The organism is Desulfobacterales bacterium (assembly GCA_034520365.1).
Taxonomy (GTDB): Bacteria; Desulfobacterota; Desulfobacteria; order Desulfobacterales; family Desulfosalsimonadaceae; genus M55B175.
Window position 1 is genome coordinate 219,618 of sequence record JAXHNP010000006.1, and the last position, 22,720, is coordinate 242,337.

The following is a 22,720-nucleotide window of genomic DNA, read 5'->3' on the forward strand; positions in this document are numbered from 1 at the left end:
AACCTTTTTATGATCGTGTTTCTGGTTGCCGGCGCCCTTACCCTGCCGAATATCCTGCGCGAGACCCAGCCCGATTATGCCCCCACCGAAACCGAGATCCGCATTCAGTATCCCGGCGCCACTGCCGGAGAGGTCGAGGAAGTGGTCTGCCGGCGTGTTGAGGATGCAATTGACGGGATCAGTTTCGTCAAAGAAGTCCGCTCGGATGCCAGGGAAGGTTTTGCATCGGTTGTTGTGGAGATGTCTCCGGACGGCGATATTCAAACCTTCCTGCGGGATATCGAAACCGGGATCGACGCCATAGACGATTTTCCCGCAGAAGTGGAAGAACCCGTCATATCCGAACTCGGCCGGACAGACCCGGTCATGTCGCTGCTCGTCTCGGGTCCTGTGAGCGTTCCGGATCTCAAGGCCTATTGCGAGGACGTAAAAGACCGGATGCAGGAATCCGGCATTCCCCTGGTTGAAATTGACGGTTTTTCCGAGCACCAGCTAAGGGTATCCCTGTCTGATTCAGCCCTGCGCAATCTCGGACTCAGTGCCGCGCAGGTGGCAGAACGCATCTCCGCGCAAAGCCGGGACATGCCCCTTGGCACGATCGAGACCCGGGAGGAAAACATCCTGATCCGTTTTGCCGACCAGCGCAGCACGCCGGAGGCCCTTGAGAATCTGGTTATTCTGGCCGGGCGGCAGGGCGGTGAGATCCGCCTGGGTGCCATCGCAAGGGTTGAAGACCTGTTTGCGCTTGATGAAGAAAAGATCACAAAGGCCGGGAAGCGAAGCGCGCTTGTAAACATTGAGAAAACCAGGGCGCAGGACGCCATCCGGGTGGCCCAACAAGCCAGGGCATTTATTGAAAAAGAGCGGACCCGGCATCCGCAGATGAATCTGACCATCACCCAGGACCAAACCGGCATTCTCACAGACCGGCTGGAAATGCTTATCAGCAACGGCATCCAGGGCCTGCTGCTGGTGTTTGCCGTGATGTGGGTATTTTTCAATGTCCGGATTTCCTTCTGGGTGGCAATGGGGCTGCCGGTTTCTTTTCTGGGGGCATTTATCCTGGTGCCGCACCTGGGCCTTTCCATCAATATGTTTACAATGGTCGCCATGCTCATGGCCCTGGGGCTTCTCATGGACGATGCCATTGTAATTGCCGAAAACATCATGGCCCACCGGCAGGCGGGCAAATCCCCGCTGGCAGCCGCCGTGGACGGCACAAAAGAGGTGGCTGCAGGGGTTATTTCATCTTTTGTCACCACAGTCTGCATCCTTGGTCCGCTGGCCTTTATCGAGGGGCAGATCGGCAAAGTGCTGCAGGTAGTGCCGATGATGCTGATTCTTGTTTTGGCAGTAAGTTTGATAGAAGCATTCTGGATACTGCCCGCCCATCTCAATCACGCCATGCACGGCTTTGATCATGACAGCTCAAATCGCTTCCGCCGGGGTTTTGATTCGGTTTTCCGCTGGATGCGGGATCGCCTGGTGGGCGGAGCTGTAACGGTTCTTCTGAAATGGCGATACCTGTTTTTATCGTGTCTCATCGGCATATTTATCCTGTCTCTGGGCATGGTGGCCTCGGGCAAAATCAAGTTCCAGGGATTTCCCGAACTGGAGGGAGACCTGGTCCTGGCCCGGCTGCTGCTTCCCCAGGGAACGCCTTTATCAAAAACCGAATCCGTGGTTTCCGAAATCATGACCGCCCTGGAAGAAACCAATCAGCATTTCAAACCGCAGCAGCCCGAAGGCCGCGATCTGGTTGAAAATGCCTATGTCCGGTACAATCTGAACACCGAGGCATTTGAAAACGGGCCGCACGTGGCAACCATTACAGTGGACCTGCTCACCGCGGAAAAACGTTCCGGGACCATTGATGCTTACCTGGCGGATTGGCGGAAGCGAATCGGCAGTCTGCCGGATGTCATCAGCCTGACCCTGGGGGAACCGGGGTTCGGACCGGGTGGTCGTCCCATTGAAGTCCGCCTGCGGGGAAACGATTTGAATGAGATGAAAAAGGCGGTCACAGACCTGAAGGAATGGTTCGGCCAATTTAAAGGTGTGGTCAACCTGGCAGACGATCTTCGCCCGGGAAAGCCCGAGCTGCGCCTGCGGATGAAGGAAGGCGCCCATGGTCTCGGCATTGATGCGGCTGATGTATGCCGCCAGCTGCGGGCGGCATTTCAGGGCGTGATCGCTGATGAGATCCAGGTCGGCCCGGAATCCTATGAAATCGAGGTCCGTTTGGCAGACCCGGATCGAAGCAGCATGGATGACATTGAAAACTTTGACCTGGTTCTTCCGGACGGACAACGGGTGCCGCTGCAGGCGATTGTTGAATGGGGATCCGCCAGGGGATGGGCCCGAATTGCCCGTTTCAACGGTATGCGCGCAGTGACCCTGCGCGGGGATGTGGATACCCGGCTGATCAATACCAATGAGCTCATGAGTCGCTTCCAGGAAGATTACCTTGACCGGTTTAAGAAAAACTACCCGGATTTGAAACCGGCCATTGCCGGCTCACTTGAAGAAGTAAACACAACCCGCAAATCAATGCTATGGGCCATGATGCTCGGTTTCATCGGAATTTTCATCCTGTTGAGCTTCCAGTTCAAGACCTATACGGAACCGATCATCGTGATGCTGGCCATTCCCTTTTCACTGATCGGCGTGGTGTGGGGACACGGCCTGATGGGCGTGCCCATCAGCATGCCGAGCCTGCTGGGATTTATCGCCCTGGGGGGTGGTGGTCAATGACTCGATCCTGCTGGTTATTTTTCTGAAAAACGCCAGAAAAGAGGGCCTGTCCATGCATGAAGCAGCGGCCCGGGCCAGTCGTGAAAGGTTCCGTGCGGTGCTCATGACCTCGACCACCACCATTGCCGGACTTCTGCCCCTGTTGTTTGAAAAAAGCCTCCAGGCACAGATCCTAATTCCGCTGGTCATCAGCACCGCCTTTGGCTTAATGGCGAGCACCGTGCTGGTGCTGCTGGCAATCCCCTGCATGTACCTGGTACTCGGGGATCTCGGCATCGTGGAAAAAATCGGGACCGACGCCGGCGGATCGCTTGAGAAAAACGAGGAGGCAGGAGAATCATAATAGAGATTAAACGTGTTTACGCATCGGCCCAAGAGGAAGACCGCATCGGCCCGGGCAAGCACGAGGAGTTTCATCAGCTTTTACATCGGGTGAAACAGACTTACACCGATTAAGGCCTTACATAAACCTTGTTTTTATCCGATATCAGGTCGAAACCCTAAATGCCCCGCTTTTATTGATTTAAGTCAATGCGGCGATAAGGATTTTATGGGATAGTTTGATCCATTCTTTTACACGCATCCGCAAATACCGCCACATGGGTGTAATCGTCTTTGGTTCGGATTCAACATTTTAGATCAAAAAAAATTTGTAAATTCAAGCAAACTCTAAAAAAGACAAAGGAGAGAACCCATGTTTTGTTTTCAATGTCAGGAAACAGCCAAGAACCAGGGCTGCACAGTCAAGGGCGTGTGCGGCAAACCGGAAAATACCGCGGATTTGCAGGACCTGCTCATTTATGTATGCAAGGGCATTTCCGTATACGGGGAAAAGTTAAAGGAGCAGGGCACCGTGGATAAAGACGCGGGCAACTTTATCTGCAAGACCCTTTTTTCAACCATTACCAACGTGGCATGGTCAGATGACGTGATTATCGACCGGATTCTTGAAGCGCTCAAGGTGCGCGATACCATAAAGCAGAAGGCCGGCTCCGCCGTATCCGGCGCGCTTCCGGATTGCGCTACCTGGTCCCCAGCTGACCGGGATGAAATTCTGTCTAAAGCCCTGTCCGACGAAGTCCGCATCACGGCAACCGAAAATGAGGATGCACGGTCTTTGCGGGAGCTGCTTGTTATCGGCACCAAGGGAATTGCCGCTTATGCCGATCACGCAGCCATCCTGGGCCATGAAAAAGAGGATATCTACGGATTTATCATGGAAGCTTTGGCCTCAATCACAAAGGATCTGCCCACCGATGACATGATCGCCATGGTCATGAAAGCCGGGGATACGGCGGTAAATACCATGGCCCTGCTGGATACAGCCAATACGGAAGCTTATGGAAATCCGGAAATCACGGAGATCAACATCGGGGTTCGAAACAATCCCGGCATCCTGATCAGCGGCCATGACCTAAAGGACATGGAGGAACTGCTCAAGCAGACCGAGGGCACAGGGGTTGATGTTTACACCCACGGAGAGATGCTGCCGGCCAATTGCTATCCGGCGTTCAAGAAATATGATCATTTTGTGGGCAATTACGGCGGATCCTGGTGGCACCAGAACAAGGAGTTCGAGTCTTTTAACGGCCCCCTTATTTTGACCACCAACTGCCTGATTCCCATTAAAAAGGACAACTCCTACCTGGACCGGCTGTTTACCACCGGGGTTGTGAATTACCCCGCAGCCCAACACATCGCGGACCGGCCGGAAGGCGGGGTCAAGGATTTTTCGCCTGTGATCGAGATGGCCAAAAAATGTCAGCCGCCCGAGCAGATCGAATCCGGCAAAATTATGGGCGGGTTTGCCCACAACCAGGTGCTGGCCCTGGCGGACAAGGTGGTTGAAGCGGTCAAATCCGGGGCAATCAAGCGCTTTGTGGTCATGGCCGGCTGTGACGGGCGCCAGAAGTCCCGAAGCTACTTCACCGAGGTGGCTCAGAATCTGCCCAAGGATACGGTCATCCTTACGGCCGGATGCGCCAAGTACCGCTATAACAAGCTCGACCTGGGCGATATCGGCGGTATCCCCAGAATTCTCGATGCGGGGCAGTGCAACGATTCTTACTCCCTTGCCGTGATTGCGTTGAAACTAAAGGAGGCGTTCGGGCTGGACAATATCAATGAACTGCCCATCTCCTATGATATTGCCTGGTACGAGCAAAAAGCCGTGGCCGTTCTTCTGGCGCTTTTGAGTCTGGGCGTCCAGGGTATCCGGCTGGGCCCCACGCTGCCGGCTTTTCTGTCGCCCAATGTGGCCAATGTGCTGGTGGATAAATTCGATATCAAGCCGATCGGCACGGTGGAAGACGACATTGCCGCCATGATGGCCGGAAAATAAGTTTTTTAAACAAAAATCGAGATTGTTCGGCACTTCCGGGGAGATGATCCGGGAGTGCCGATCAATCCTTTTCTCCGGGTTTCCTACCGACTCAGTCATAAGGGAGAACACCCGGTGACCAACAACCGATGGGGGTTATCTATGGGACCGATTGCGGACCTTAAAGAAGAACACCAGGGCGTGAAAACCATGCTTCGGATTATTGAAGCCGCGTCGAAAAGATACGGGGGCGGCCATGAAGTCGATACCAGGGATTTTGATGCCATCCTTGAATTCTTGACCGTTTTTGTGGACCGCTGCCACCATGGCAAAGAGGAGGATTTTCTGTTTCCCGCATTGGAGGCCGCCGGTGTGCCGCGGGATCAGGGCCCCATCGGGGTTTTGCTGCATGAACACGAGCAGGGCCGCCGGCTTGTTGCAGGGCTTAGGAATGCGGCTAAAGACTTCACACCCGGGGATAAGACAGCCGGCAAAACAATCGAGAAAACCGCCCTGGATTACGTCGCCCTGTTGGGCAGCCATATTGAAAAGGAAGAAAGCGTACTTTTTCCAATGGCGGTTGACATGCTTGGCACGGACAAACAAGCCGAGCTGTCGGAGGCATTTGAAAAACTGGAAGAAGAACGCATCGGTTCCGGCAAGCACGAGGAATTTCATCAGCTTTTACATCGGTTTGAAACAGGTTTACACCGACTAAGGCCTGACATAAACCCTTACAATTAACTGGAGGCGGGAAAATGCAGAATCCAAGGCTTCGGGCCATATTTTTGTTTGTGCTGGCGCTGACGTTCGGCGTCTTGATCCTGGGCGGTTACGTAATCAACAAGGAAAAACCGCCGATCCCGGAAAAAGTGGTCAGCCAGAACGGAGAGGTCATATTCACCGGCGATGACATTATCTCCGGCCAGAAATACTACTTTTCCAGGGGCGGCCAGCATATCGGCACCATCTGGGGGCACGGCAGCTACCTGGCCCCGGATTGGTCAGCGGATTTTCTGCATAGAATGGGGCTTTACATGGCCGCCCGGCATCATGGTCTCGCCCCCGATGCCGCCCGCGGATTTTCCCAAGAAGATTTTGAACAGCTTCCCGCCCAGGAGCGGGCCAGGCTTCGGGCCCTTGTCACAAAAGAAATCAAGACCAACCGGTACGACCCGCAAACCGGCACGCTGGTTTTCACCCAGTACCAGCAAGAGGCGTTTGACGTCCTGTTTGACTATTATCATGCGCTTTTCCGCAACGGAAACGAGTCCATGGGCTTGCAGTCCGGCATTGTCAAAACCCCGGAAAACGCGTTTGCCGTAAACAGTTTTTTTGCCTGGCTGGCATGGTCTGCCGGGACAGATAGACCGGACAAGAACTATACCTATACCACCAACTGGCCCTATGATCCGCTGGTGGGCAACGAGCCGATCCCCGGGACCCTGATATGGTCGATCGTCAGCGTGGTGCTGCTGATTCTCGCCGTTGCCGCCGCCGTTTTTTTCTATCTGCGATATATCCGCTACGACGAACACGAGCCCGAGATTCTAAAAGAGTTTGCCGAACCGCAGCCAACACCGAGCCAGAAAGCCCTGCTGCCGTATTTCGTCGTGGCCATTGCCCTGTTTATCCTCCAGATCGGCCTGGGGGCGGTGACCGCCCATTACACGGTGGAAGGTACATATTTTTTCGGCATTCCCATCGGACACATTTTGCCGTACGCGGTGTCACGGACCTGGCACTTACAGCTGGCCGTGTTTTTCATCGCTACCTGCTTTCTGGCGGCCGGGCTTTTCATCGGGCCGTTTGTGGGGCGCGAGCCAAAGGGACAGCGCTTCTGGGTGCTGTCCTTGTTTGCCGCAATTGTGCTGGTGGTGCTGGGTTCCATGGCCGGGGCGTGGCTTTCGATCAGCGGATTTTTCGAAAACTTGAGTTTCTACTTTGGCCACCAGGGCTATGAATTTATCGAGTTGGGCCGGGTATGGCAGCTTCTGCTGATTGCCGGCATGCTCATCTGGCTGGTGCTGGTGCTGCGCTCCATTGCTCCGGCATTAAAAGACGAAGACGACAAGGGCGGCCTGACCCACATGCTGCTCTACAGCGCCGTGGCCATACCGCTTTTCTACATGGCGGGCCTGATGTATACCCACGGCAGCCACCTGTCCAATGCCGAGTATTGGCGTTGGTGGGTCGTGCACCTCTGGGTGGAAGGCTTTTTCGAGGTGTTTGCCACCGTGGTCATGGCCTTTCTGCTGGCCTACATCGGCGCGGTCAGCCGGAAATTCGCCCTGACAACCGTTTATTTTATCGTGTTTCTGTATCTGGGAAGCGGTGTCATCGGCACGTTCCATCACCTGTACTGGAGCGGCAGCCCCACTCCGATTATGGCCCTGGGCGCCGTTTTTTCCGCCCTGGAGGTGGTGCCGCTGACCCTGCTCGGTTTCGAGGTGCTCCACAACCTGCGGGTCATTGATGCCGGGGGCCGGGACTATGCCTACAAGTGGCCCATCTATTTCTTTATATCCGTGGCCTTCTGGAACCTGGTGGGCGCGGGGGTTTTCGGCTTTTTGATCAATCCGCCGATTGTGCTTTATTACGCCCAGGGCATCAATACCACGCCCATTCACTCCCATGCTGCGCTGTTCGGGGTTTACGGCATGCTGGCGATCTCGCTGATGCTGTTTTCCGTGCGCCATATCGTTTTGCGCCGGGCGTGGTCGGACCGGCTTCTGAAATGGAGCTTCTGGGGATTAAACGGCGGGCTTGCCGCCATGGTCGTGTTCAGCCTGATCCCCTCCGGCTTTTACCAGCTCTATTATGCGATCAAGGACGGTCTGTGGTATGCCAGGAGCCCGGAAATCGCATCCGGCCCGGTGATCCAAGCGTTTTCCTGGGCGCGGCTGGTACCGGACGTAATTTTTGCCGCAGGCGCCATCCTGCTGTTTTTCTTCCTGGTGCGGGCCATATGGCTGTCTTTTATCAGGCCGCGACAGGATGGAGTGAATGCATAAGATTCAACTTTTAAAGGAGGTATGTCATGCCGTTTAACTCCGATGATTCGGGCACCTCGCCCGTGGACCTTGAAAACGAGGACATCATTGCCGCTATGAAGGAAATGCAGGGCTATATTGATATCACGCCCGCAGATTTCATGGAAATCTACCGGTTTGCCTACAACCATGCAGTGGATCGCATCGCCCGGTCCATGCGCGCACAGGATATCATGACGCAATCGGTGATTTCCGTGCGCAAAGACACGTCCTTGCTCGAAACCGCGGAACGAATGGCGGCGGCCAACATATCCGGCCTTCCGGTAGTCGACAGCAATGACGCGGTCATCGGGGTGATCTCGGAAAAGGATTTTTTGAAAAAAATGGGGGCCGAGCCCTCGGGTTCGTTTATGGGCGTGATCAGCCAGTGTCTGAAAAACAAGGGCTGCGTGGCGCTTCCCATCCGGGGCAAGACTGCTGCAGATATCATGTCCGCACCGGCGGTAACAGTGGATGCGGCGCGCCCCTTGTCCGAGATTTCTCAATTGTTTGCGGAGAAAAAAATCAACCGGGTGCCGGTGGTGGATTCCGGCGGCCGGCTGATCGGCATTGTCAGCCGGGCGGACATGGTGCACTCGTTTTTTGCAAAAGTCTGTTAAGGAAAGATATATGCAGTATTTCAGAAAAATGAAAGGCGTTACCACGAGTCCGCCCAGAGTGAGCATCGACGAAATGATTTGGTCCTGGGTGGGCTCTTTTCTGGGTATTGCGGCAGTCGCTCTGGTGCACTACCGCATTCTTACGGATTCCGACCTGGTGATGATCATAGGGTCATTCGGCGCATCCGCCGTATTGATCTATGGCGCCATCCGAAGTCCGCTGGCCCAGCCCAGAAATCTCATGGGCGGGCACATGATTTCCGCTGTGATCGGGGTGGCGGCATTCAAGCTGCTGGGGGTAAGCATGCCCCTGGCAGCAGCCGTGGCCGTGGCAACGGCCATACTGGTGATGCACGCCACAAAGACGCTGCATCCGCCCGGAGGCGCCACCGCCCTGATTGCCGTGATCGGCAGCGCAAAAATCCACGCGCTGGGTTTCTGGTACGTGCTTGTGCCGGCCGGCCTCGGTGCGGCGGTAATGCTGGCTGTGGCCCTGCTGGTCAACAACATCGCCCCGCACCGTCGTTACCCGGAGTTCTGGCTGTAAGGCAGCGGCAACCGGATTCTGATCCGGTTTTCCTTTAACAGGACTTCAGGGCTTTTTACCGTCATGCCCGTAAAAGACCACCACTGGCAAATGGCAAGAGGCAGCCGGCTTGCACTTTTTACCACCCCCTGCGACCCCTTGATATCCTGGCGCAGCTTTTGGCCTTTGATTGATTTTACAGGGTAAAAAAATTTTAGGGTAGCACGAAATTCTCCCGCGTCAATGCCTGGTCACATAGGCATGGAATTTTTTCCATTGACAGGCCTGCATCTGCATAATAGTATCTGCGTAACTGCTTAATTAGATGGAGGGCGGATGCCAACTGCGGAAAATACTGCGCGGATATTCAAAGTTTTGTCTGTGGACACGCGCGTGCGGATGATCGAACTGCTCAAAAACCGCACCCTGTGTGTAAACGCAATGGCCAAATCATTGAATATCTCGCCTGCGGCCGTGTCCCAGCATTTGCGGATACTGCGGGACGCAGACATCGTGATCGCCGAAAAACGCGGTTATTTCGTCCACTACCGGGTCAATGAAGAAACATTGGCCAAATGGCAGAAAACCGCAAACCATCTGCTGGACCCAAGCCCGGCAAAATCCTTTATCATAACCGGGCCATTAAAAAATTCAAATTCCAACAAAGGAGGTCTGTCATGAGTCAGGACAACAATTGCTGCCAGAAACCCGAGATGCTAAAAGACGCACCCGAAAAATGCTCCGCCGAGCAGATCCGCATCTGCCACGGAGATGTGCAGAACCATCCCTGCACGTGCAATGACACAAAACCGGAAGCAAGCCCGAAAAAAGACGAAAAATAAGCTTCAGGCGCTGCTGCCATGAACATCTCTGTTGCCCTGTTTGCGGCCATATTTTTCATCTCGTTTCTGCTCACCATGGTGGGGCTGGGCGGCGGACTGATATTTTCCCCCCTTTTTGTGATCCTGGGATTTACAAAAAGCGCGGCGGCTTCCGCCTCATTGTTTTTAAACCTGGTGGCTGCAGGATCGGCCGCGTATGCGTACGCACGTAAAAAAATGGTGGATTTCTCCCTTTCCATCCCCCTGATCGTGTCCTCCGCCCTGGCTGCACCCGTGGGCTCCTGGCTCAACGTCCGGATCGCCGTTGGCCCGTTTCTTTTGATCATGGCCGTTGTGCTGGCCGCAGCCGGCCTTCGAATGCTGTTTTCTCCGCAGGGGCAGGCGGAGCAAACCAGTCTGGCGCCATGGAAAAAAATGGCCGGCGGTATTGTCATCGGCGCCTGCATCGGCCTTCTGGGCGGGCTTCTGGGAATCGGCGGGGGCGTATTTGTGGTCCCGCTGCTCATTTACGTGCTCAAAACCCCCACCAAAATTGCCGCGGCATCATCGACGTTTATCGTGTGCTTTTCTTCGTTGACGGGCTTTCTGGGCTACGTGTCCATGGGAGCCATCAACTGGTGGTTTATTCTGCCTGCGGCAGTTGCCTCTTTTGCCGGGGGCCAGGTCGGGGCCAGGCTGATGAGCACCCGGCTGAAGGGCAAAACCGTACGCGTTTTGTTTAGCCTGGTGCTGTTTGCCCTGTGTGCCAGGCTTTTGCACCAATACTTTGCATAACCGAAAGGAAGCGTGATGGCGGAAACCTTCAGATTCAACCGGCTGGAACTGGCCGGCTCCCTGGGTGATTTGGGAACACTTCTGCCCATTGCCATTGCCATGGTAATCGTCAACGGGCTCGATCCCCTGGGCCTGTTTTTGAGTATCGGGATTTTCTTCATTCTGTCGGGAATCTATTTCGGCATTACCGTGCCGGTCCAGCCCATGAAGGTGATTGGCGCCTACGCCATTGCAACCTCTTTGAGTGCTGACCAGATTCTGGCCTCAACTCTTCTGATGGGCGTATTTCTTTTGATCGTGGGGGCAACCGGGGCAATCGACCTGATCCGAAAGGCAACCCCGCATTCGGTCATACGGGGCGTTCAGCTGTCCACGGGCGCACTTCTGATTTCAGGCGGGATCAAATTTATAATAGGCACCTCCCGGTTCCAGGAAATCCAGAATGCAGTGGAACCCCACCTGGTTCTTCAGGCCCTGGGTCCTGTGCCCATCAGCCTGATCATTGGCGGTATCGGCGCGGTGATCACTCTGTTTTTGCTGGACAACAAAAAATTTCCAGCCGGCCTGATTGTTGTGATAGGCGGTCTTGCAGCGGGCCTGGCCCTGGGCGCAAGGGCTGATCTGACAGGCGGCATCGGATTTCACATACCGCAGATTCTGCCCTTTGGGCTACCTGAAAAAGTTGATTTCACCTTTGCCCTGTTTGCCTTGGTTCTGCCACAGCTTCCCATGACACTGGGCAATGCAGTGCTGGCCTATGCGGATCTTTCCAAAGAATATTTCGGCGAAAAATCCAGTAAAGTGACCAACCGCAAGGCGTGTATCAGCATGGCCCTTGCCAATTTCATGAGCTTTGGCCTGGGCGGAATGCCGCTTTGCCACGGTGCGGGAGGGCTTGCGGCCCATTACCGGTTCGGTGCGCGCACCGCCGGCTCCAATCTCATAATCGGTCTGATTTTTGCCGTGCTGGCGCTAACACTTGGCGAAAACATCATTGGCGTATTAAACCTTCTGCCCATGGCCATTCTCGGGGTCCTGCTCGTATTTGCCGGCTCCCAGCTGAGCCTGACGGTCATGGATCTGACCTCCCGCAAGGACTATTTTGTGGCCACCCTGATTCTGGGCATCACCCTGGCATCTAACCTGGCAGCGGGATTTATTGCCGGGATGATCGTGGCCTGGATACTGAAATGGGAAAAACTGTCGGTTTAATAAAATGAACCCATCCATCCTTGTTGAAAATCTTTCCAAGCGTTTTGAAAACGTGGTGGCGGTATCCATTTTGTTTGGCACCACTTCCATGCTGGCCGTAACCGTGACCTTTGAAAAAAAGCAGCGCTCCTTTGAACGCCTGCTGCTGTCCACGGTTTCCCATGATTTTTCTCTGTGGGCTGTTTTTCCCCATTGAGCAGCTGCCGTTTTTTTTAAAGCCGGTCTCCTAAAAAATGGAAAAACGCCCGGCTCGGAATTCATGAGCCAATAGTGCCTCCGGCCTTTTTTTTGAGACGATAGGCGTGAAGCAGGGGTTCGGTGTAGCCGTTTGTCTGGTCCCGGCCTTTGAAGATCAGGTCGCATGCGGCCTGAAAGGCCAGGCTGTTGTCAAAGTCTTTTGCCATGGGGACGTAGTGGGGATCATCTGCGTTCTGCCGGTCCACCACCTCGGCCATGCGCCGGAGGGTTTCCATGGCCTGGTCTTTGGTGCAGATGCCGTGATAGATCCAGTTGCAGATATGCTGGGATGAAATCCGCAGGGTGGCGCGATCCTCCATCAGGCCCACGTCCCGGATGTCCGGGACCTTGGAGCAGCCCACGCCCTGATCGATCCATCGCACCACGTATCCGAGAATGCCCTGGCAGTTGTTGTCCAGTTCCTGCTTGATATCATCGGCACTCAGCGCCTCCGGGTCGGCTATCAGCGGCAGGGTCAGAAGATCGTCAATGCCTGCGCGACGCTTTCCTGCCAGTTCCTGCTGGCGGGCGTCCACATCCACCCGATGATAATGAATGGCGTGCAGGGTGGCGGCCGTGGGAGACGGTACCCAGGCGCAGTTGGCCCCGGCCTCGGGATGGCCGATCTTGGCGTCCATCATGTCGGCCATCTTGTCGGGCATGGACCACATGCCCTTGCCGATCTGGGCGCGGCCCCGCAGGCCTGCGGCCAGGCCGATGTCCACGTTCCAGTCCTCGTAGGCGGTCATCCAGGCCGCCTGCTTCATTTCCCCTTTCCGGATCATGGGGCCGGCTTTCATGGAGGTATGGATTTCGTCTCCGGTGCGGTCCAAAAAACCCGTGTTGATGAAAATGATCCGGTCCTTTACCGCGCGGATGCACTCTTTGAGGTTGACCGTGGTGCGGCGCTCTTCGTCCATGACACCGATTTTCAGGGTGTTTGGCGCCAGGCCCAGGGCCTCTTCGATGCGGGCAAACAGGTCATTGGTAAAGGCGGCCTCGGCTGCGCCGTGCATTTTGGGCTTGACAATATAGATACTGCCGGTTTTGCTGTTTTGAAACCGGCTGTTTCCCTTCAGATCATGGATGGCGATCAGGGCGGTGATCATGCCGTCCATGATGCCTTCAAACACCTCGTTGCCCTGGCTGTCCAAAATGGCGCTGTTTGTCATGAGATGGCCCACGTTTCGCACCAGCATGAGGCTGCGGCCCGGAAGGAAGAAGGCTTTGCCGCGGGCATTGGTATACTGCCGGTCCGGGTTCATCTGCCGGGTGACGGTTTTTCCGCCCTTTTCAAAAGTTTCTTCCAGATCGCCCTTTGTCAGGCCCAGCCAGTTCCGGTAAATGGCGGTTTTGTCGGCTGCATCCGCGGCTGCCACCGAGTCTTCGAAATCCACGATGGTGGTCAGCGCGGCTTCTAAAATCACGTCTTTGACATTGGCGGCATCGGTTTTGCCCACCGGATGGGACGGGTCAATGGCGATTTCCATGTGCATGCCGTTTTTGACCAGCAGCACGGCATGCGGCTGCCGGGCAGAGCCGCTGTGACCGGCAAACTGGGAGGGGTCTTTAAGGCCGGTCTCAGAGCCGTCTTTTAACCGCACAACCAGCCTGCCGTCCTCTGCGCGGTATGCCGCCGCATCCGCATGGCTGCCCTGGTCAAGGGGGACGGATTTGTCGAGCACACCCCGGGCGTAAGCAATAACTTTTTCGCCCCGGACGGGATTGTATTGGGTGCCCTTGTGGGCCCCGCCTTCTTCTGAAATTACGTCTGAGCCGTAAAGGGCGTCATAAAGACTTCCCCAGCGGGCGTTGGCCGCGTTTAATGAAAACCGCGCATTGGATGCCGGCACCACGAGCTGGGGGCCGGCCACCTGCGCGATTTCCAGGTCCACGTTTTCCGTGGCAGCATGAAAATCCCCGCCTTCGGGCCGGAGATAATCGATTTCACGCAAAAACGCCTTGTATTCCGCCATGTCAACGGCCCGGCCCCTGTGCTGCCGGTGCCAGTCGTCCAGGGCGGCCCGGAGCCGGTCGCGTTTTTCCAGAAGCTCCCGGTTTCTGGAGGTCATGTCCGCCACAATGCCGGCCAGGGCCGACCAGAAATCATCCGGATCGATGCCGGTTCCGGCAATGGCCTCGTTATTGATGAAATCATAGAGAATCCGGGCCACCTGAAGGCCGCCTGCATTTACCCTTTGAGTCATGGCAACTCCTCCGTGGTTCAGGTGTGATAAACAGGTTTACAAATTGCTGTTTCGGTTATTTCCATAAAATAACGTTTTGTGTCAAAATGACAAACAAGGGTTTTTGTTTGCGTGCGGTAAACTAACAGAGGCGGGCTGCGGCAGAGCCGCATAACAGTTCATGGGGCCCGGTCAGACAATGCCCGCCATCAGGCAGACGGAAATGCCCAGCAGCAAAACGCCTGCGATCGTCTGAACTGTCGTCATGGTGACCTTGTGCATCCAGCGCTTGCCGATGATCACCCCGACAAATGCGGCCCCGGTTCCAGCGGCGATCAGGGGCCATTGTTCTGCGCCGATGGGACTTGCGGCACCTGCAGCCAAAAACAAAAAACCATAGGCAATAATCCGGGCCATGTCCACCATAAAGCCGATAAAGGCATTGGTGCCCACAAACGCCTCGGTGGAGACCCCTGTCTTTAGCAGGAAGGCCGATCGCAGGGCCCCCTGGTGGCCGGACAGGCCCCCGAAAAAGCCGGACAGCAGACCGCCCCACAAAAGGTGCCGGCGGTCGATGCGCAGACCCCGCAAAAGGGGAAGCAATTCAAACATGGCAAAAACCAGCACCAGAATCCCCATCACCAGCTTTACCGGTGTGATCACGGCGGTTTTTGTGCCGATGGAATAAGTAGCCAGGGCGTCAAAGCCCGATACATATCCAAGGGCGGCGGCTCCGGCAAATGCGGCCACGATCGCGGGAATGCCGAAGCGCAGCACAAGCTCCCGGTCCGCGTGTCTGCCAACGACCAGGACCTTGAAAATATTGTTGGCCCCGTGCACCACCGCTGTTGCCGCCACTGCCACATGCACGGGGAAAAAGATGGCAAACACCGGCATCAGCAGGGTGCCCAGACCGAAACCCGAATAAAGGGTCAGCCCGGACACAAAGAGGGCCGCCCCGCAAACCACAAGATAAATCATTGTTCTATGACCTCCTGGTAAAGCTCTTTGATTTTTTCCCGCATGCGGTTTAAAAGTTTTCTGCCCTCGGGTGTGATCCGGTAATACTTCCGCTGTTTGCGGGCGACCGTGCGGGTTTCGCAGGTCAAAAATCCGCCGGATTCCATCTTGGCCAGGATGGGATAGAGGGTTCCCGGGCTGATTTCATACCCGTGGCGGGCAAGCTCCTCCATCAGCCCGACGCCGAAAACCGCCTCCCTGTCTGCATGATAGAGAATATGGATCTTGATAAACGCCAGTTCCAGATCCCGGATCATTGCGCCTCCTTTTTTCGAAAATCAATATCGATAAATAATATCGAGATCCGATATTGTCAAACCTTATCACAAATGCTGTATATTTCCTTTACGTGGGCGTGCGGGCCGGACTGCCATGACCCCAAGTCCTTTTTTCGCTGGGGAAACGCAGACCGGTGCGCAAAAATTTGCATATCTCCCGCTGGGATGATAATATATGCAAAAATTCAGACGCTTTGCCTGGATGCCGGACAATTGACGACGTGCGCTAACAACCACCGCAAAGAGGCCGCCGCATGAATGAAGCCGAAACCCAAAATACTATCGTTATCTATCAAGGTTCAGATAAACCGGTTGAGGTTTGGCTTGATCCGCAGCGAGAAACCGTATGGCTCAGCCAACGCCAGATGGCTGAGATCTTTGACACCTCCACCGATAATATCGGGCTACACCTCAAAAATATTTATAATATTGGGGAGTTGGAAGAATCGGTAACTACCGAGGAATCCTCGGTAGTTCGTTCATAACGGAGATCAGGTGGTCAATGATATCGGTCTGGCTGCCCTGACGCTGCTGGTGGCTGAGTCCGATCCGGCGGAAAAGGATCTAATGATCCGGTTGATGATGAATATGCTGGCAGGAGAAAATAACGGCTGAATGAAGCCGAACCCCGTGCTCAACTGTAAAGGGCCGGTCTCTTCTTTGTTTCTGGCTGGTGCGGGAGTTGGGGATATCGATGACCGATATTGCGGACCGGCTCCAGATTGCCGTTCCGACCGTCAGTGTTTCCGTGAAAAAAGGTGAACATATTGCATCCGAAGCGGGTTTGGACCTGCCGCGCTTATTAAATATAAAAATATAAAGGGCGTCCCTCATAACCAGTTACCGTTCGCGGCATCATGCCTTTTCTCGCGTGTTTTCGACCGCCTGATCGTCTTTTGTGAAGCCAGAAAGCGGAACGGCCCGATAAGAAGTAGATAAGAAGTATATATTTGACACATTGAAATCAAAAGGCATACTTGAATTAAGGCCCGTTAAAAACAGGGCGAACAAAAACGGGGGGCATACCATTGCCCGAATTTTGGCGGCTTCGCAAAAAGTCCAATTGCTTTGCCGTCCCAGAATTGACTTTTTACGAGTCCATCAATTTAAAAAGGAGAAGGAAAAATGCCTGAAAAAAAAATGCCCAAAAACTACCAGGTAATGGAGTCTGAACACCCCAGGCTGATGAAGGCGGTTTCCGAACTCGGGCAGGCGGCCCGTGCGGAAGGCCCTCTGGACGAAAAAACGGTGGAACTGGTCCAGATGGCTGCTTCCGCCGCCCTCAGGCTTGAAGGGGCCGTGCACAGCCATACCCGCCGGGCCCTCAAAGCCGGGGCGAGCCGGGAGGAGATCCATCACGCCCTGGTGGTGCTGACTTCCACCATGGGGTTTCCCTCGGTTGCTGCGGCCATGAGCTGGGCGCGGGATATAACGGATTAGCGCGGGCGTATGCACTAAATAACCCCGCGGTAAAACGCTATCCGCCGGGCATCCTCCTTAAAGGGCGCAATAAGCTTCCGTCTTTCGGACTTATCCAGCGGCGCTTCCATGCGAGCGGCGGCGGCAAGGGTTTGCACTTCGGATTCGTTTGAACAGCCGACGATCGCAACGGTTATCGGTTTACTTAAGGCATAACGCAACAGCAATTCCGGGGTCACTCCGAGATGCGGCGCGATGTAATGCCCGCCCCCGAAAATTTTCATGCCGATGACAGCGATTCCCTTATCTGTCGCCGCCGGAAGCGTTCGGGTCAGAAAACCGCCCAGAACTTCCTCGACGGGATTGACCGGAAGCATGACCGAATCCACGGGCAATTCTTTAACCGCCCGGGCAAGAACGTCGGGGTCATGGTGTCCGGTAACCCCGATAAACCGTATTTTGCCTTCTTCTTTCGCCTCCAAAAAGGCCTCAAGCGCCCCGCCGGGGCCGGATATCACGGAGAGTTCCTCAGGGGTTCGAACGTCATGGATCTGCCAGAGGTCCAGATAATCGACGTTAAGCCGCTGCAGGGTTTCCTCGAGGTCTTTGCGCGCCCCGTTTTTGTCCCTTTCTGCCGATTTGCTGGTTTGAAAAATACGGCGCCTTTCCTGCGGGTCATGTTCCCATATCCCGCCGTAATAAAGCTCGCTGTCCGAATAAACGCGTGCGCTGTCATAATAGGTGATGCCTTCGGTGAGCGCCGAACGGATGACCCGATGGGCGGGTTCGGTTTTTCCGGTGGTTCTCAAAACCCCTTCGCCGCCTAATCCCACACGGGTGACCATCTGCCCGGTGGCTCCGAAATGGACTGCCGGTATACTGTTTATTTCCATGGCACGGTCCCCCTTCCTTTTTATTTCCCGGTTCTGATCCTGGCCAGCTCTTCCACATACCCATAGATGTGGAGGCCTTTACTGCTGGCCACGATGGGGCCGGATTCCACACCGATTTCATCGGCCATGGTTTTCTGGAGCACCGCGATACCGGCAAGGTTGGCGGGAAAACCGCCCCAGAGATCCCAGGATCGAAAATAGGGATAAAAAATCAAGGTATTGTCTCTGACCCGCATGTCAATATGCCGTAAGCACGGCGGATCATCGAGTTTATAGTCATCATGCCGGGCCACCTGCAGCACCGCCTGGTTCGTCCGGGGGGTTTTTTTAAGCACGTCGACCCAGTAGGGGATCTGCGGCGATATCCGGGAGCCGTAGGTGTATTGCTCGGTGGGTTCAATATGATCGGTCATTAAATACGGCAGATACTGTTCCACATACCCGTTGGCCACCGGATTGGGGATGTTGAGATGAGGCGGGATATGGGGCAGCATGGTGTCATAGGGCTCGGAATAGGGGAATTTGATATGCACGACAATATGATCAAACTCCAGCCGGGTCTGTCCCACAAAGGACCCATGCTCAATTTCATACTTAAACCCGACATTTAGAATCGCGGCAATACACTGAAACCAGGCATCCTGAATATCCACCGCATCAATTTTTGTCATTACAAGATCCATTGCTTAAATAATCTCTTTTCCGGTTTTGGTGGTTTTTTATTAAAATATCGTTAATTTCAGCCATGGCAAGAGTAAAACAACATGACCGCCGATTACGCAAAAAGCCCGGCCGTAATAAAGTCGTTTATAGATTTAAACAACATCAACCAGAGACGCGTATCCTCCGGTTGTTCCGTTTTCCTGATAAACCCATTATGACAATCTCAGGCTAACTAAAGAAGCATTCATTAAAACTCTGGGCTTTGGGCCAAGACTTTCTATAGATCAATAATGACAACAGTGACATTGTCTTTGCCCCCTGCTCTAAGGGCCTGATCTACCAATTTGTCAACAGCCCGCCGGGCAGTGCCGTCCTCTTCAAGGACAGCCTTGATCAAATCATCGGATACGTGTCTGATCAATCCATCAGAGCATAGAAGAAGTCGGTCCCCGGTCATAAACTTGATACTCCCGCTTTCTGCCTCCAATCCGTCACAACCCACGCACTGTTCAAGCACGTTGCGCAAAGGGTGTCGCTCTGCTTCCTCCTGGCTCAGGGTGCCGTCTTCAACGAGATCCTGAAGAAAAGTCTGATCCCTGGAGACTTGCTCCAGGGAACCGGTGTGAAAGAGGTAAAGCCGGCTATCGCCTACATGGGACCAGTGCACAGTGTCTTGGCCGACCAGCACGACAGTGGCTGTGGTTCCCATTCCTTCAAGATCAGGATCCACTTCGACACGTTGCCTGATTTTTTCGTTGGCCCGGCCAATAATTTGCTTCAGGTCCTGTTCAGTTGCCCGGTATGCGAACGAAGATTTTTCAAGCTCTTCGACAACCATCTGGGCGGCTATCTCCCCCCGGCCTCCCCGCCCATACCGTCTGCCACTGCCAGCAGAACGCCTTGATCCAGGGGGCGGACCAGGTAGCGGTCCTGATTGGTCTTCCGTTTGTGGCCGATATGCGACTGCCCCCAGACACGATCCCCCCATAATTCCATTTCACTGCTCCTTTGACGGGAGATTGAGTACGGTTCTAAACCCCACATTGGCAAAAGCTTCCCAAGGCTGGCGATGCAAATAGGCCTTTTGACGGCCAAGCGCTCCAAGGCCTCCATGGATATGAAACTCAATATTTTTTTCAGAAGGCTTGTATACGGTCCATTCATTCACGTTCCGGCCAAGCCCCCAAATTCCGAACTGATTACTTTCAAATGCAGTGACGTTTCTAATCCGCAGGTCCTCTGAACTGCTTTGTTCACTGCGCTGACTTTGACTCGAAGGGGGCATCATCCCATTCTCGGCACTTCTGTCCGGATTGACGATTTGGAGGGCCTTTTCTTCAGCTCGAATTGCCCGCCACCATTGAGCCATTGTCGGCAAAGCCCGACCATAAAAACGGGCATAGGCCATGGCCCCAATAGGGGAAACCCGGACAACAGGGTTTGAAGCTGCACCCGGCTTGATCCTGAACTCTCCCTCTTTGAATACAATAGGTTCATATCCTTCCAGCACTTCACCCAGAACAAGCCAGATCTGTCCGTTTTTACGAATCGTATTCTCTTTGACGACCAAGCCTTTGATGTTATGCAGAAACTCCACATACATGTGATTGGTGATCTTTGTCTCATCCATATAAAAACGGTTCACTGTTACTGAGCGCACTGCGTGCTGACGATCCGGTGCGCTCGGCTGATCAATAAAGACTCTGGCCTCTCCGCCCGGGATCAGGCGAAGGGTCATGTCATCACTTCCAAGTATCTTTTCCGGAAGAGCGGCCTCCGGAGACATCTCCGGCATTTGGGTGGGATCCCTGGACTTGAAATCAAAGTCGAATATTCCGGTTGAAGGTGCAGCACTGCTTGTATTCTTGTGGTTTTCGGCCTGATCGGACTCCATGTTGATCAGGTGGACCCCGAAGGTCCCAGCAAGCAAAAGGATCAATGCTGCTGCGATTCCGCTGATAAGCAGCATGTGTTTCCGATGCCTTTTGGTCGTGGACATCGTCTCAGCATACGCCGATTCCTGGATGATATTCTCCAGCTCTTTTCGGAGAACCTTAACAGAAGATGTTCTTTGATTTCGGTCCTTGGCCGTCGCATTTCGAATGACTTTGTCCAACCGTAAGAGCACCCTGGTTGACGGGGAATTCAGGTGAACGGTTTCAAAAGGCCTGTTTCGTTCCTGGGTCATTTTGCCTTCAATGGTTTCGTAAAGGATTTTGCCCAGGGAATAGACATCGGTCCTGGCATCGGTTGTGGCCAGGTCAAGGAACTGTTCTTCGGGCATATAGGGCGGTGTTCCAATAACATGGTAACTGCGGGTGATGTCGTCAAGCTGGTGCCCGCCGGCAAGTCCGAAATCGGAAATCTTTGGAATACCCTCGTCAATAAGGACATTTTCAGGCTTCATGTCCCTGTGTACCACGCCCATGGCATGGACAGCATCCATCCCTTGCAGAACCGGGAAGAAATATTTTGTAAGCCAGCCGGCAACAGCCTGTTCGTCCTGTTTGAAGCCTTCAGAAGGCATAGTCTGCCGCAAAGTCGGCCCGGGGATGTATTCCATGACGATGTAATCCAGGCAGTTGTCATTTGCTTTAATCTGATCAAAATCATAGACTTGGAGCACATTGGGGTGGCGTATACTGGCCATGACCTGGACCTCGCGCCGGAAGCGCTGTAGCTCGGATTCGTACTCCTCTTCTCTGCCCTCCAAGCTGCATAGAAACTCCTTGGACATGACCTTTAGGGCCACCTGCCTATTGAGAGCTACCTGCCGGACAAGGTAGACTTCCCCTTTCCCCCTCTGGCGAGAAGTTTAATAACTTCCCATTTCCCATGGATCAATTGCCCTTCTTCCAGGATTTGAAGTTTTGGCATGTTCACACAGATAACCGATTTGCGAGTAATAGAAAAGGCTGAAAAAATGGTAGGTTGGCCATCGTTGTCCGCGATCTCCGTAAGGCCCCTAACGGTCCTTCTGGCTGATTACCTGGACATCCCCGGTGTGTTTGTTAATGAGAAGCTCATAAACTGTGCGTCCATCCTTGCTGGTGACTTTGGCGGCAAAATAATGGCCGCGGTTTTCAATCGACTGCACGTCGTAGTCATGTTGCAGCTTCTTGCGCAAATTTTTATCCATAGCCAGGCGGGCCGTACTGTCGCTCATGCCGTCCCGGGAAGGTTCGAATTCGTTGCCATCTTCATTGCCTTCCGGAGAGGGGCTGTCGGAATGGTTTTTTCTGTCCTGATTCATGCGAACTCCTTTATTCCCGTTTTTCGAAGAAATTACAAATTAACATAATTCCTGATTGTAAACCTGGCAATTCCCTTGAAACAAAAAAATAAAACTCACTTTTTGAAAGAGCGAGATCAAAAATAAATATAACTATATAGAGTTCACCGTCCCCAGAGAAACCGGCGGGGCGGTCATCCGCCCCGCCTTAATCGTTTCTTACCAACACCATCGGCCGTTATGGTTCCAGTTTCTTCCATGGGAGGCCCCTTGATTAGACGGCCCGCCTGCATGCGGCATGTTATAGGCTTGCGCCTTGGATTGAATCTGGTTATGCAGCCGAGTGATCTCCTTCTGGAGCCGGGCGGCGCGTTTCGGGTCCGGATTGTCCCGGGCCATCAGGGCATTGTATTCACCGCGTTTGGCGGCCAGCTCTTCCCGAAGCGATGCTGTTTCATTGTTAAACTGCTGGGAGTTCGGGGCGGTATTATTGTTATAACCGGGATTTCCGTTCCATCCTCTGCCGCCGTGATAGCCGCATTGTGGGCATGCCCATGCCACACCGGCGATCAGGCCCAAAGCGATCAGTGTTGTTATTGCGATCATCATTTTCTTTTTCATTGTTTGCCTCCTGTAAGGGTTTTAGGTTTTTATTGCTGCTTGTTGCCATCATACTTTGCAACCGATGTGCCAATTTCCGAATATATTTTTA

Annotated in this window: 22 protein-coding genes and 2 pseudogenes; 13 read left to right on the forward strand and 11 right to left on the reverse strand. The window is 54.1% G+C overall.

Going from position 1 to position 22,720, the window contains the following annotated elements:
- Nucleotides 1–9 precede the first annotated feature (9 nt).
- From U5L07_08940 to U5L07_08990, 11 genes and pseudogenes are all read left to right on the forward strand, one after another.
- Nucleotides 10–3,097 (forward strand): annotated as a pseudogene (locus tag U5L07_08940) (efflux RND transporter permease subunit).
- A gap of 351 nt (nt 3,098–3,448) precedes the next feature.
- Nucleotides 3,449–5,095, forward strand: a complete 1,647-nt coding sequence (hcp, locus tag U5L07_08945; GenBank protein MDZ7831862.1) for a hydroxylamine reductase — start codon at nt 3,449–3,451, stop codon at nt 5,093–5,095.
- Nucleotides 5,096–5,236: 141 nt separating this feature from the next.
- Nucleotides 5,237–5,818: a hemerythrin domain-containing protein gene (locus U5L07_08950; GenBank protein MDZ7831863.1), complete on the forward strand. Its 582-nt coding sequence runs from the start codon at nt 5,237–5,239 to the stop codon at nt 5,816–5,818.
- Between the two features lie 14 nt (nt 5,819–5,832).
- Nucleotides 5,833–8,088 carry a nitric-oxide reductase large subunit gene (locus tag U5L07_08955; GenBank protein ID MDZ7831864.1) on the forward strand — a complete coding sequence of 752 codons (2,256 nt, stop codon included), beginning with the start codon at nt 5,833–5,835 and terminating at the stop codon, nt 8,086–8,088.
- Nucleotides 8,089–8,114: 26 nt separating this feature from the next.
- Nucleotides 8,115–8,726, forward strand: coding sequence for a CBS domain-containing protein (locus U5L07_08960; protein MDZ7831865.1), 612 nt, complete (start codon nt 8,115–8,117; stop codon nt 8,724–8,726).
- Between the two features lie 10 nt (nt 8,727–8,736).
- Nucleotides 8,737–9,273 (forward strand): HPP family protein, encoded by a 537-nt coding sequence (locus U5L07_08965; protein ID MDZ7831866.1) that lies wholly within the window; start codon nt 8,737–8,739, stop codon nt 9,271–9,273.
- A 315-nt stretch (nt 9,274–9,588) separates the two neighbouring features.
- On the forward strand, nt 9,589–9,933 hold the full coding sequence (locus tag U5L07_08970; protein MDZ7831867.1) for a metalloregulator ArsR/SmtB family transcription factor: 345 nt from the start codon (nt 9,589–9,591) through the stop codon (nt 9,931–9,933).
- A complete protein-coding gene (locus U5L07_08975) occupies nt 9,930–10,094 on the forward strand; it encodes a hypothetical protein (protein ID MDZ7831868.1) in 165 nt (54 codons plus the stop codon). Before U5L07_08970 ends, U5L07_08975 begins: the two co-directional genes overlap by 4 nt.
- An 18-nt stretch (nt 10,095–10,112) precedes the next feature.
- On the forward strand, nt 10,113–10,868 hold the full coding sequence (locus U5L07_08980; protein MDZ7831869.1) for a sulfite exporter TauE/SafE family protein: 756 nt from the start codon (nt 10,113–10,115) through the stop codon (nt 10,866–10,868).
- Between the two features lie 15 nt (nt 10,869–10,883).
- A complete protein-coding gene (locus U5L07_08985; protein ID MDZ7831870.1) occupies nt 10,884–12,080 on the forward strand; it encodes a putative sulfate/molybdate transporter in 1,197 nt (398 codons plus the stop codon).
- Nucleotides 12,081–12,084: 4 nt separating this feature from the next.
- A complete protein-coding gene (locus tag U5L07_08990) occupies nt 12,085–12,276 on the forward strand; it encodes a hypothetical protein (protein ID MDZ7831871.1) in 192 nt (63 codons plus the stop codon).
- Between the two features lie 61 nt (nt 12,277–12,337).
- On the opposite strand, the gene U5L07_08995 is transcribed toward U5L07_08990, so the two are convergent.
- The 3 genes from U5L07_08995 to U5L07_09005 form a co-directional block, all read right to left on the reverse strand.
- Complete coding sequence (locus U5L07_08995) at nt 12,338–14,524, reverse strand: malate synthase G (GenBank protein MDZ7831872.1); 2,187 nt, start codon at nt 14,522–14,524, stop codon at nt 12,338–12,340.
- Nucleotides 14,525–14,695: 171 nt separating this feature from the next.
- On the reverse strand, nt 14,696–15,484 hold the full coding sequence (locus tag U5L07_09000; GenBank protein ID MDZ7831873.1) for a TSUP family transporter: 789 nt from the start codon (nt 15,482–15,484) through the stop codon (nt 14,696–14,698).
- Nucleotides 15,481–15,780 carry a PadR family transcriptional regulator gene (locus U5L07_09005; GenBank protein ID MDZ7831874.1) on the reverse strand — a complete coding sequence of 100 codons (300 nt, stop codon included), beginning with the start codon at nt 15,778–15,780 and terminating at the stop codon, nt 15,481–15,483. The genes U5L07_09000 and U5L07_09005 overlap by 4 nt, the downstream gene beginning before the upstream one ends.
- Nucleotides 15,781–16,055: 275 nt before the next feature.
- Here U5L07_09005 and U5L07_09010 point away from each other — a divergent pair, with 275 nt between their 5' ends.
- Both U5L07_09010 and U5L07_09015 read left to right on the forward strand, forming a co-directional pair.
- Complete coding sequence (locus tag U5L07_09010) at nt 16,056–16,286, forward strand: DNA-binding protein (protein MDZ7831875.1); 231 nt, start codon at nt 16,056–16,058, stop codon at nt 16,284–16,286.
- Nucleotides 16,287–16,926: 640 nt separating this feature from the next.
- Nucleotides 16,927–17,241: a carboxymuconolactone decarboxylase family protein gene (locus tag U5L07_09015; protein ID MDZ7831876.1), complete on the forward strand. Its 315-nt coding sequence runs from the start codon at nt 16,927–16,929 to the stop codon at nt 17,239–17,241.
- 14 nt (nt 17,242–17,255) lie between these two features.
- On the opposite strand, the gene U5L07_09020 is transcribed toward U5L07_09015, so the two are convergent.
- The 8 genes and pseudogenes from U5L07_09020 to U5L07_09055 form a co-directional block, all read right to left on the reverse strand.
- Nucleotides 17,256–18,113: an aldo/keto reductase gene (locus U5L07_09020; GenBank protein ID MDZ7831877.1), complete on the reverse strand. Its 858-nt coding sequence runs from the start codon at nt 18,111–18,113 to the stop codon at nt 17,256–17,258.
- A 20-nt stretch (nt 18,114–18,133) separates the two neighbouring features.
- Nucleotides 18,134–18,784: a thymidylate synthase gene (locus U5L07_09025; protein MDZ7831878.1), complete on the reverse strand. Its 651-nt coding sequence runs from the start codon at nt 18,782–18,784 to the stop codon at nt 18,134–18,136.
- Nucleotides 18,785–19,053: 269 nt separating this feature from the next.
- Nucleotides 19,054–19,614 carry a SpoIIE family protein phosphatase gene (locus U5L07_09030; GenBank protein MDZ7831879.1) on the reverse strand — a complete coding sequence of 187 codons (561 nt, stop codon included), beginning with the start codon at nt 19,612–19,614 and terminating at the stop codon, nt 19,054–19,056.
- Nucleotides 19,615–19,622: 8 nt separating this feature from the next.
- Nucleotides 19,623–19,772 (reverse strand): hypothetical protein, encoded by a 150-nt coding sequence (locus U5L07_09035; GenBank protein ID MDZ7831880.1) that lies wholly within the window; start codon nt 19,770–19,772, stop codon nt 19,623–19,625.
- A 1-nt stretch (nt 19,773) separates the two neighbouring features.
- Nucleotides 19,774–20,775 carry an SUMF1/EgtB/PvdO family nonheme iron enzyme gene (locus U5L07_09040; protein MDZ7831881.1) on the reverse strand — a complete coding sequence of 334 codons (1,002 nt, stop codon included), beginning with the start codon at nt 20,773–20,775 and terminating at the stop codon, nt 19,774–19,776.
- A 147-nt stretch (nt 20,776–20,922) separates the two neighbouring features.
- Nucleotides 20,923–21,561: pseudogene (locus tag U5L07_09045) on the reverse strand (serine/threonine-protein kinase).
- Nucleotides 21,562–21,741: 180 nt separating this feature from the next.
- Nucleotides 21,742–22,029, reverse strand: a complete 288-nt coding sequence (locus U5L07_09050) for a hypothetical protein (protein ID MDZ7831882.1) — start codon at nt 22,027–22,029, stop codon at nt 21,742–21,744.
- 198 nt (nt 22,030–22,227) lie between these two features.
- On the reverse strand, nt 22,228–22,629 hold the full coding sequence (locus U5L07_09055) for a hypothetical protein (GenBank protein ID MDZ7831883.1): 402 nt from the start codon (nt 22,627–22,629) through the stop codon (nt 22,228–22,230).
- Between the last annotated feature and the right edge of the window lie 91 nt (nt 22,630–22,720).

Bases quoted from the DNA above. Each gene is read 5' to 3' on its own strand.
- U5L07_08985 (MDZ7831870.1), top strand. From the start codon at position 10,884: ATGGCGGAAACCTTCAGATTCAACCGGCTGGAACTGGCCGGCTCCCTG.
- U5L07_08980 (MDZ7831869.1), top strand. From the start codon at position 10,113: ATGAACATCTCTGTTGCCCTGTTTGCGGCCATATTTTTCATCTCGTTT.
- U5L07_09020 (MDZ7831877.1), bottom strand. From the start codon at position 18,113: ATGGAAATAAACAGTATACCGGCAGTCCATTTCGGAGCCACCGGGCAG.
- U5L07_09040 (MDZ7831881.1), bottom strand. From the start codon at position 20,775: ATGTCCACGACCAAAAGGCATCGGAAACACATGCTGCTTATCAGCGGA.
- U5L07_09050 (MDZ7831882.1), bottom strand. From the start codon at position 22,029: ATGAATCAGGACAGAAAAAACCATTCCGACAGCCCCTCTCCGGAAGGC.
- U5L07_08990 (MDZ7831871.1), top strand. From the start codon at position 12,085: ATGAACCCATCCATCCTTGTTGAAAATCTTTCCAAGCGTTTTGAAAAC.
- U5L07_09035 (MDZ7831880.1), bottom strand. From the start codon at position 19,772: ATGGAATTATGGGGGGATCGTGTCTGGGGGCAGTCGCATATCGGCCAC.
- U5L07_09010 (MDZ7831875.1), top strand. From the start codon at position 16,056: ATGAATGAAGCCGAAACCCAAAATACTATCGTTATCTATCAAGGTTCA.
- U5L07_08950 (MDZ7831863.1), top strand. From the start codon at position 5,237: ATGGGACCGATTGCGGACCTTAAAGAAGAACACCAGGGCGTGAAAACC.
- U5L07_08970 (MDZ7831867.1), top strand. From the start codon at position 9,589: ATGCCAACTGCGGAAAATACTGCGCGGATATTCAAAGTTTTGTCTGTG.
- U5L07_09005 (MDZ7831874.1), bottom strand. From the start codon at position 15,780: ATGATCCGGGATCTGGAACTGGCGTTTATCAAGATCCATATTCTCTAT.
- hcp (MDZ7831862.1), top strand. From the start codon at position 3,449: ATGTTTTGTTTTCAATGTCAGGAAACAGCCAAGAACCAGGGCTGCACA.
- U5L07_09000 (MDZ7831873.1), bottom strand. From the start codon at position 15,484: ATGATTTATCTTGTGGTTTGCGGGGCGGCCCTCTTTGTGTCCGGGCTG.
- U5L07_08965 (MDZ7831866.1), top strand. From the start codon at position 8,737: ATGCAGTATTTCAGAAAAATGAAAGGCGTTACCACGAGTCCGCCCAGA.
- U5L07_09055 (MDZ7831883.1), bottom strand. From the start codon at position 22,629: ATGAAAAAGAAAATGATGATCGCAATAACAACACTGATCGCTTTGGGC.
- U5L07_08995 (MDZ7831872.1), bottom strand. From the start codon at position 14,524: ATGACTCAAAGGGTAAATGCAGGCGGCCTTCAGGTGGCCCGGATTCTC.
- U5L07_09030 (MDZ7831879.1), bottom strand. From the start codon at position 19,614: ATGGTTGTCGAAGAGCTTGAAAAATCTTCGTTCGCATACCGGGCAACT.
- U5L07_08960 (MDZ7831865.1), top strand. From the start codon at position 8,115: ATGCCGTTTAACTCCGATGATTCGGGCACCTCGCCCGTGGACCTTGAA.
- U5L07_09015 (MDZ7831876.1), top strand. From the start codon at position 16,927: ATGCCTGAAAAAAAAATGCCCAAAAACTACCAGGTAATGGAGTCTGAA.
- U5L07_08955 (MDZ7831864.1), top strand. From the start codon at position 5,833: ATGCAGAATCCAAGGCTTCGGGCCATATTTTTGTTTGTGCTGGCGCTG.
- U5L07_08975 (MDZ7831868.1), top strand. From the start codon at position 9,930: ATGAGTCAGGACAACAATTGCTGCCAGAAACCCGAGATGCTAAAAGAC.
- U5L07_09025 (MDZ7831878.1), bottom strand. From the start codon at position 18,784: ATGACAAAAATTGATGCGGTGGATATTCAGGATGCCTGGTTTCAGTGT.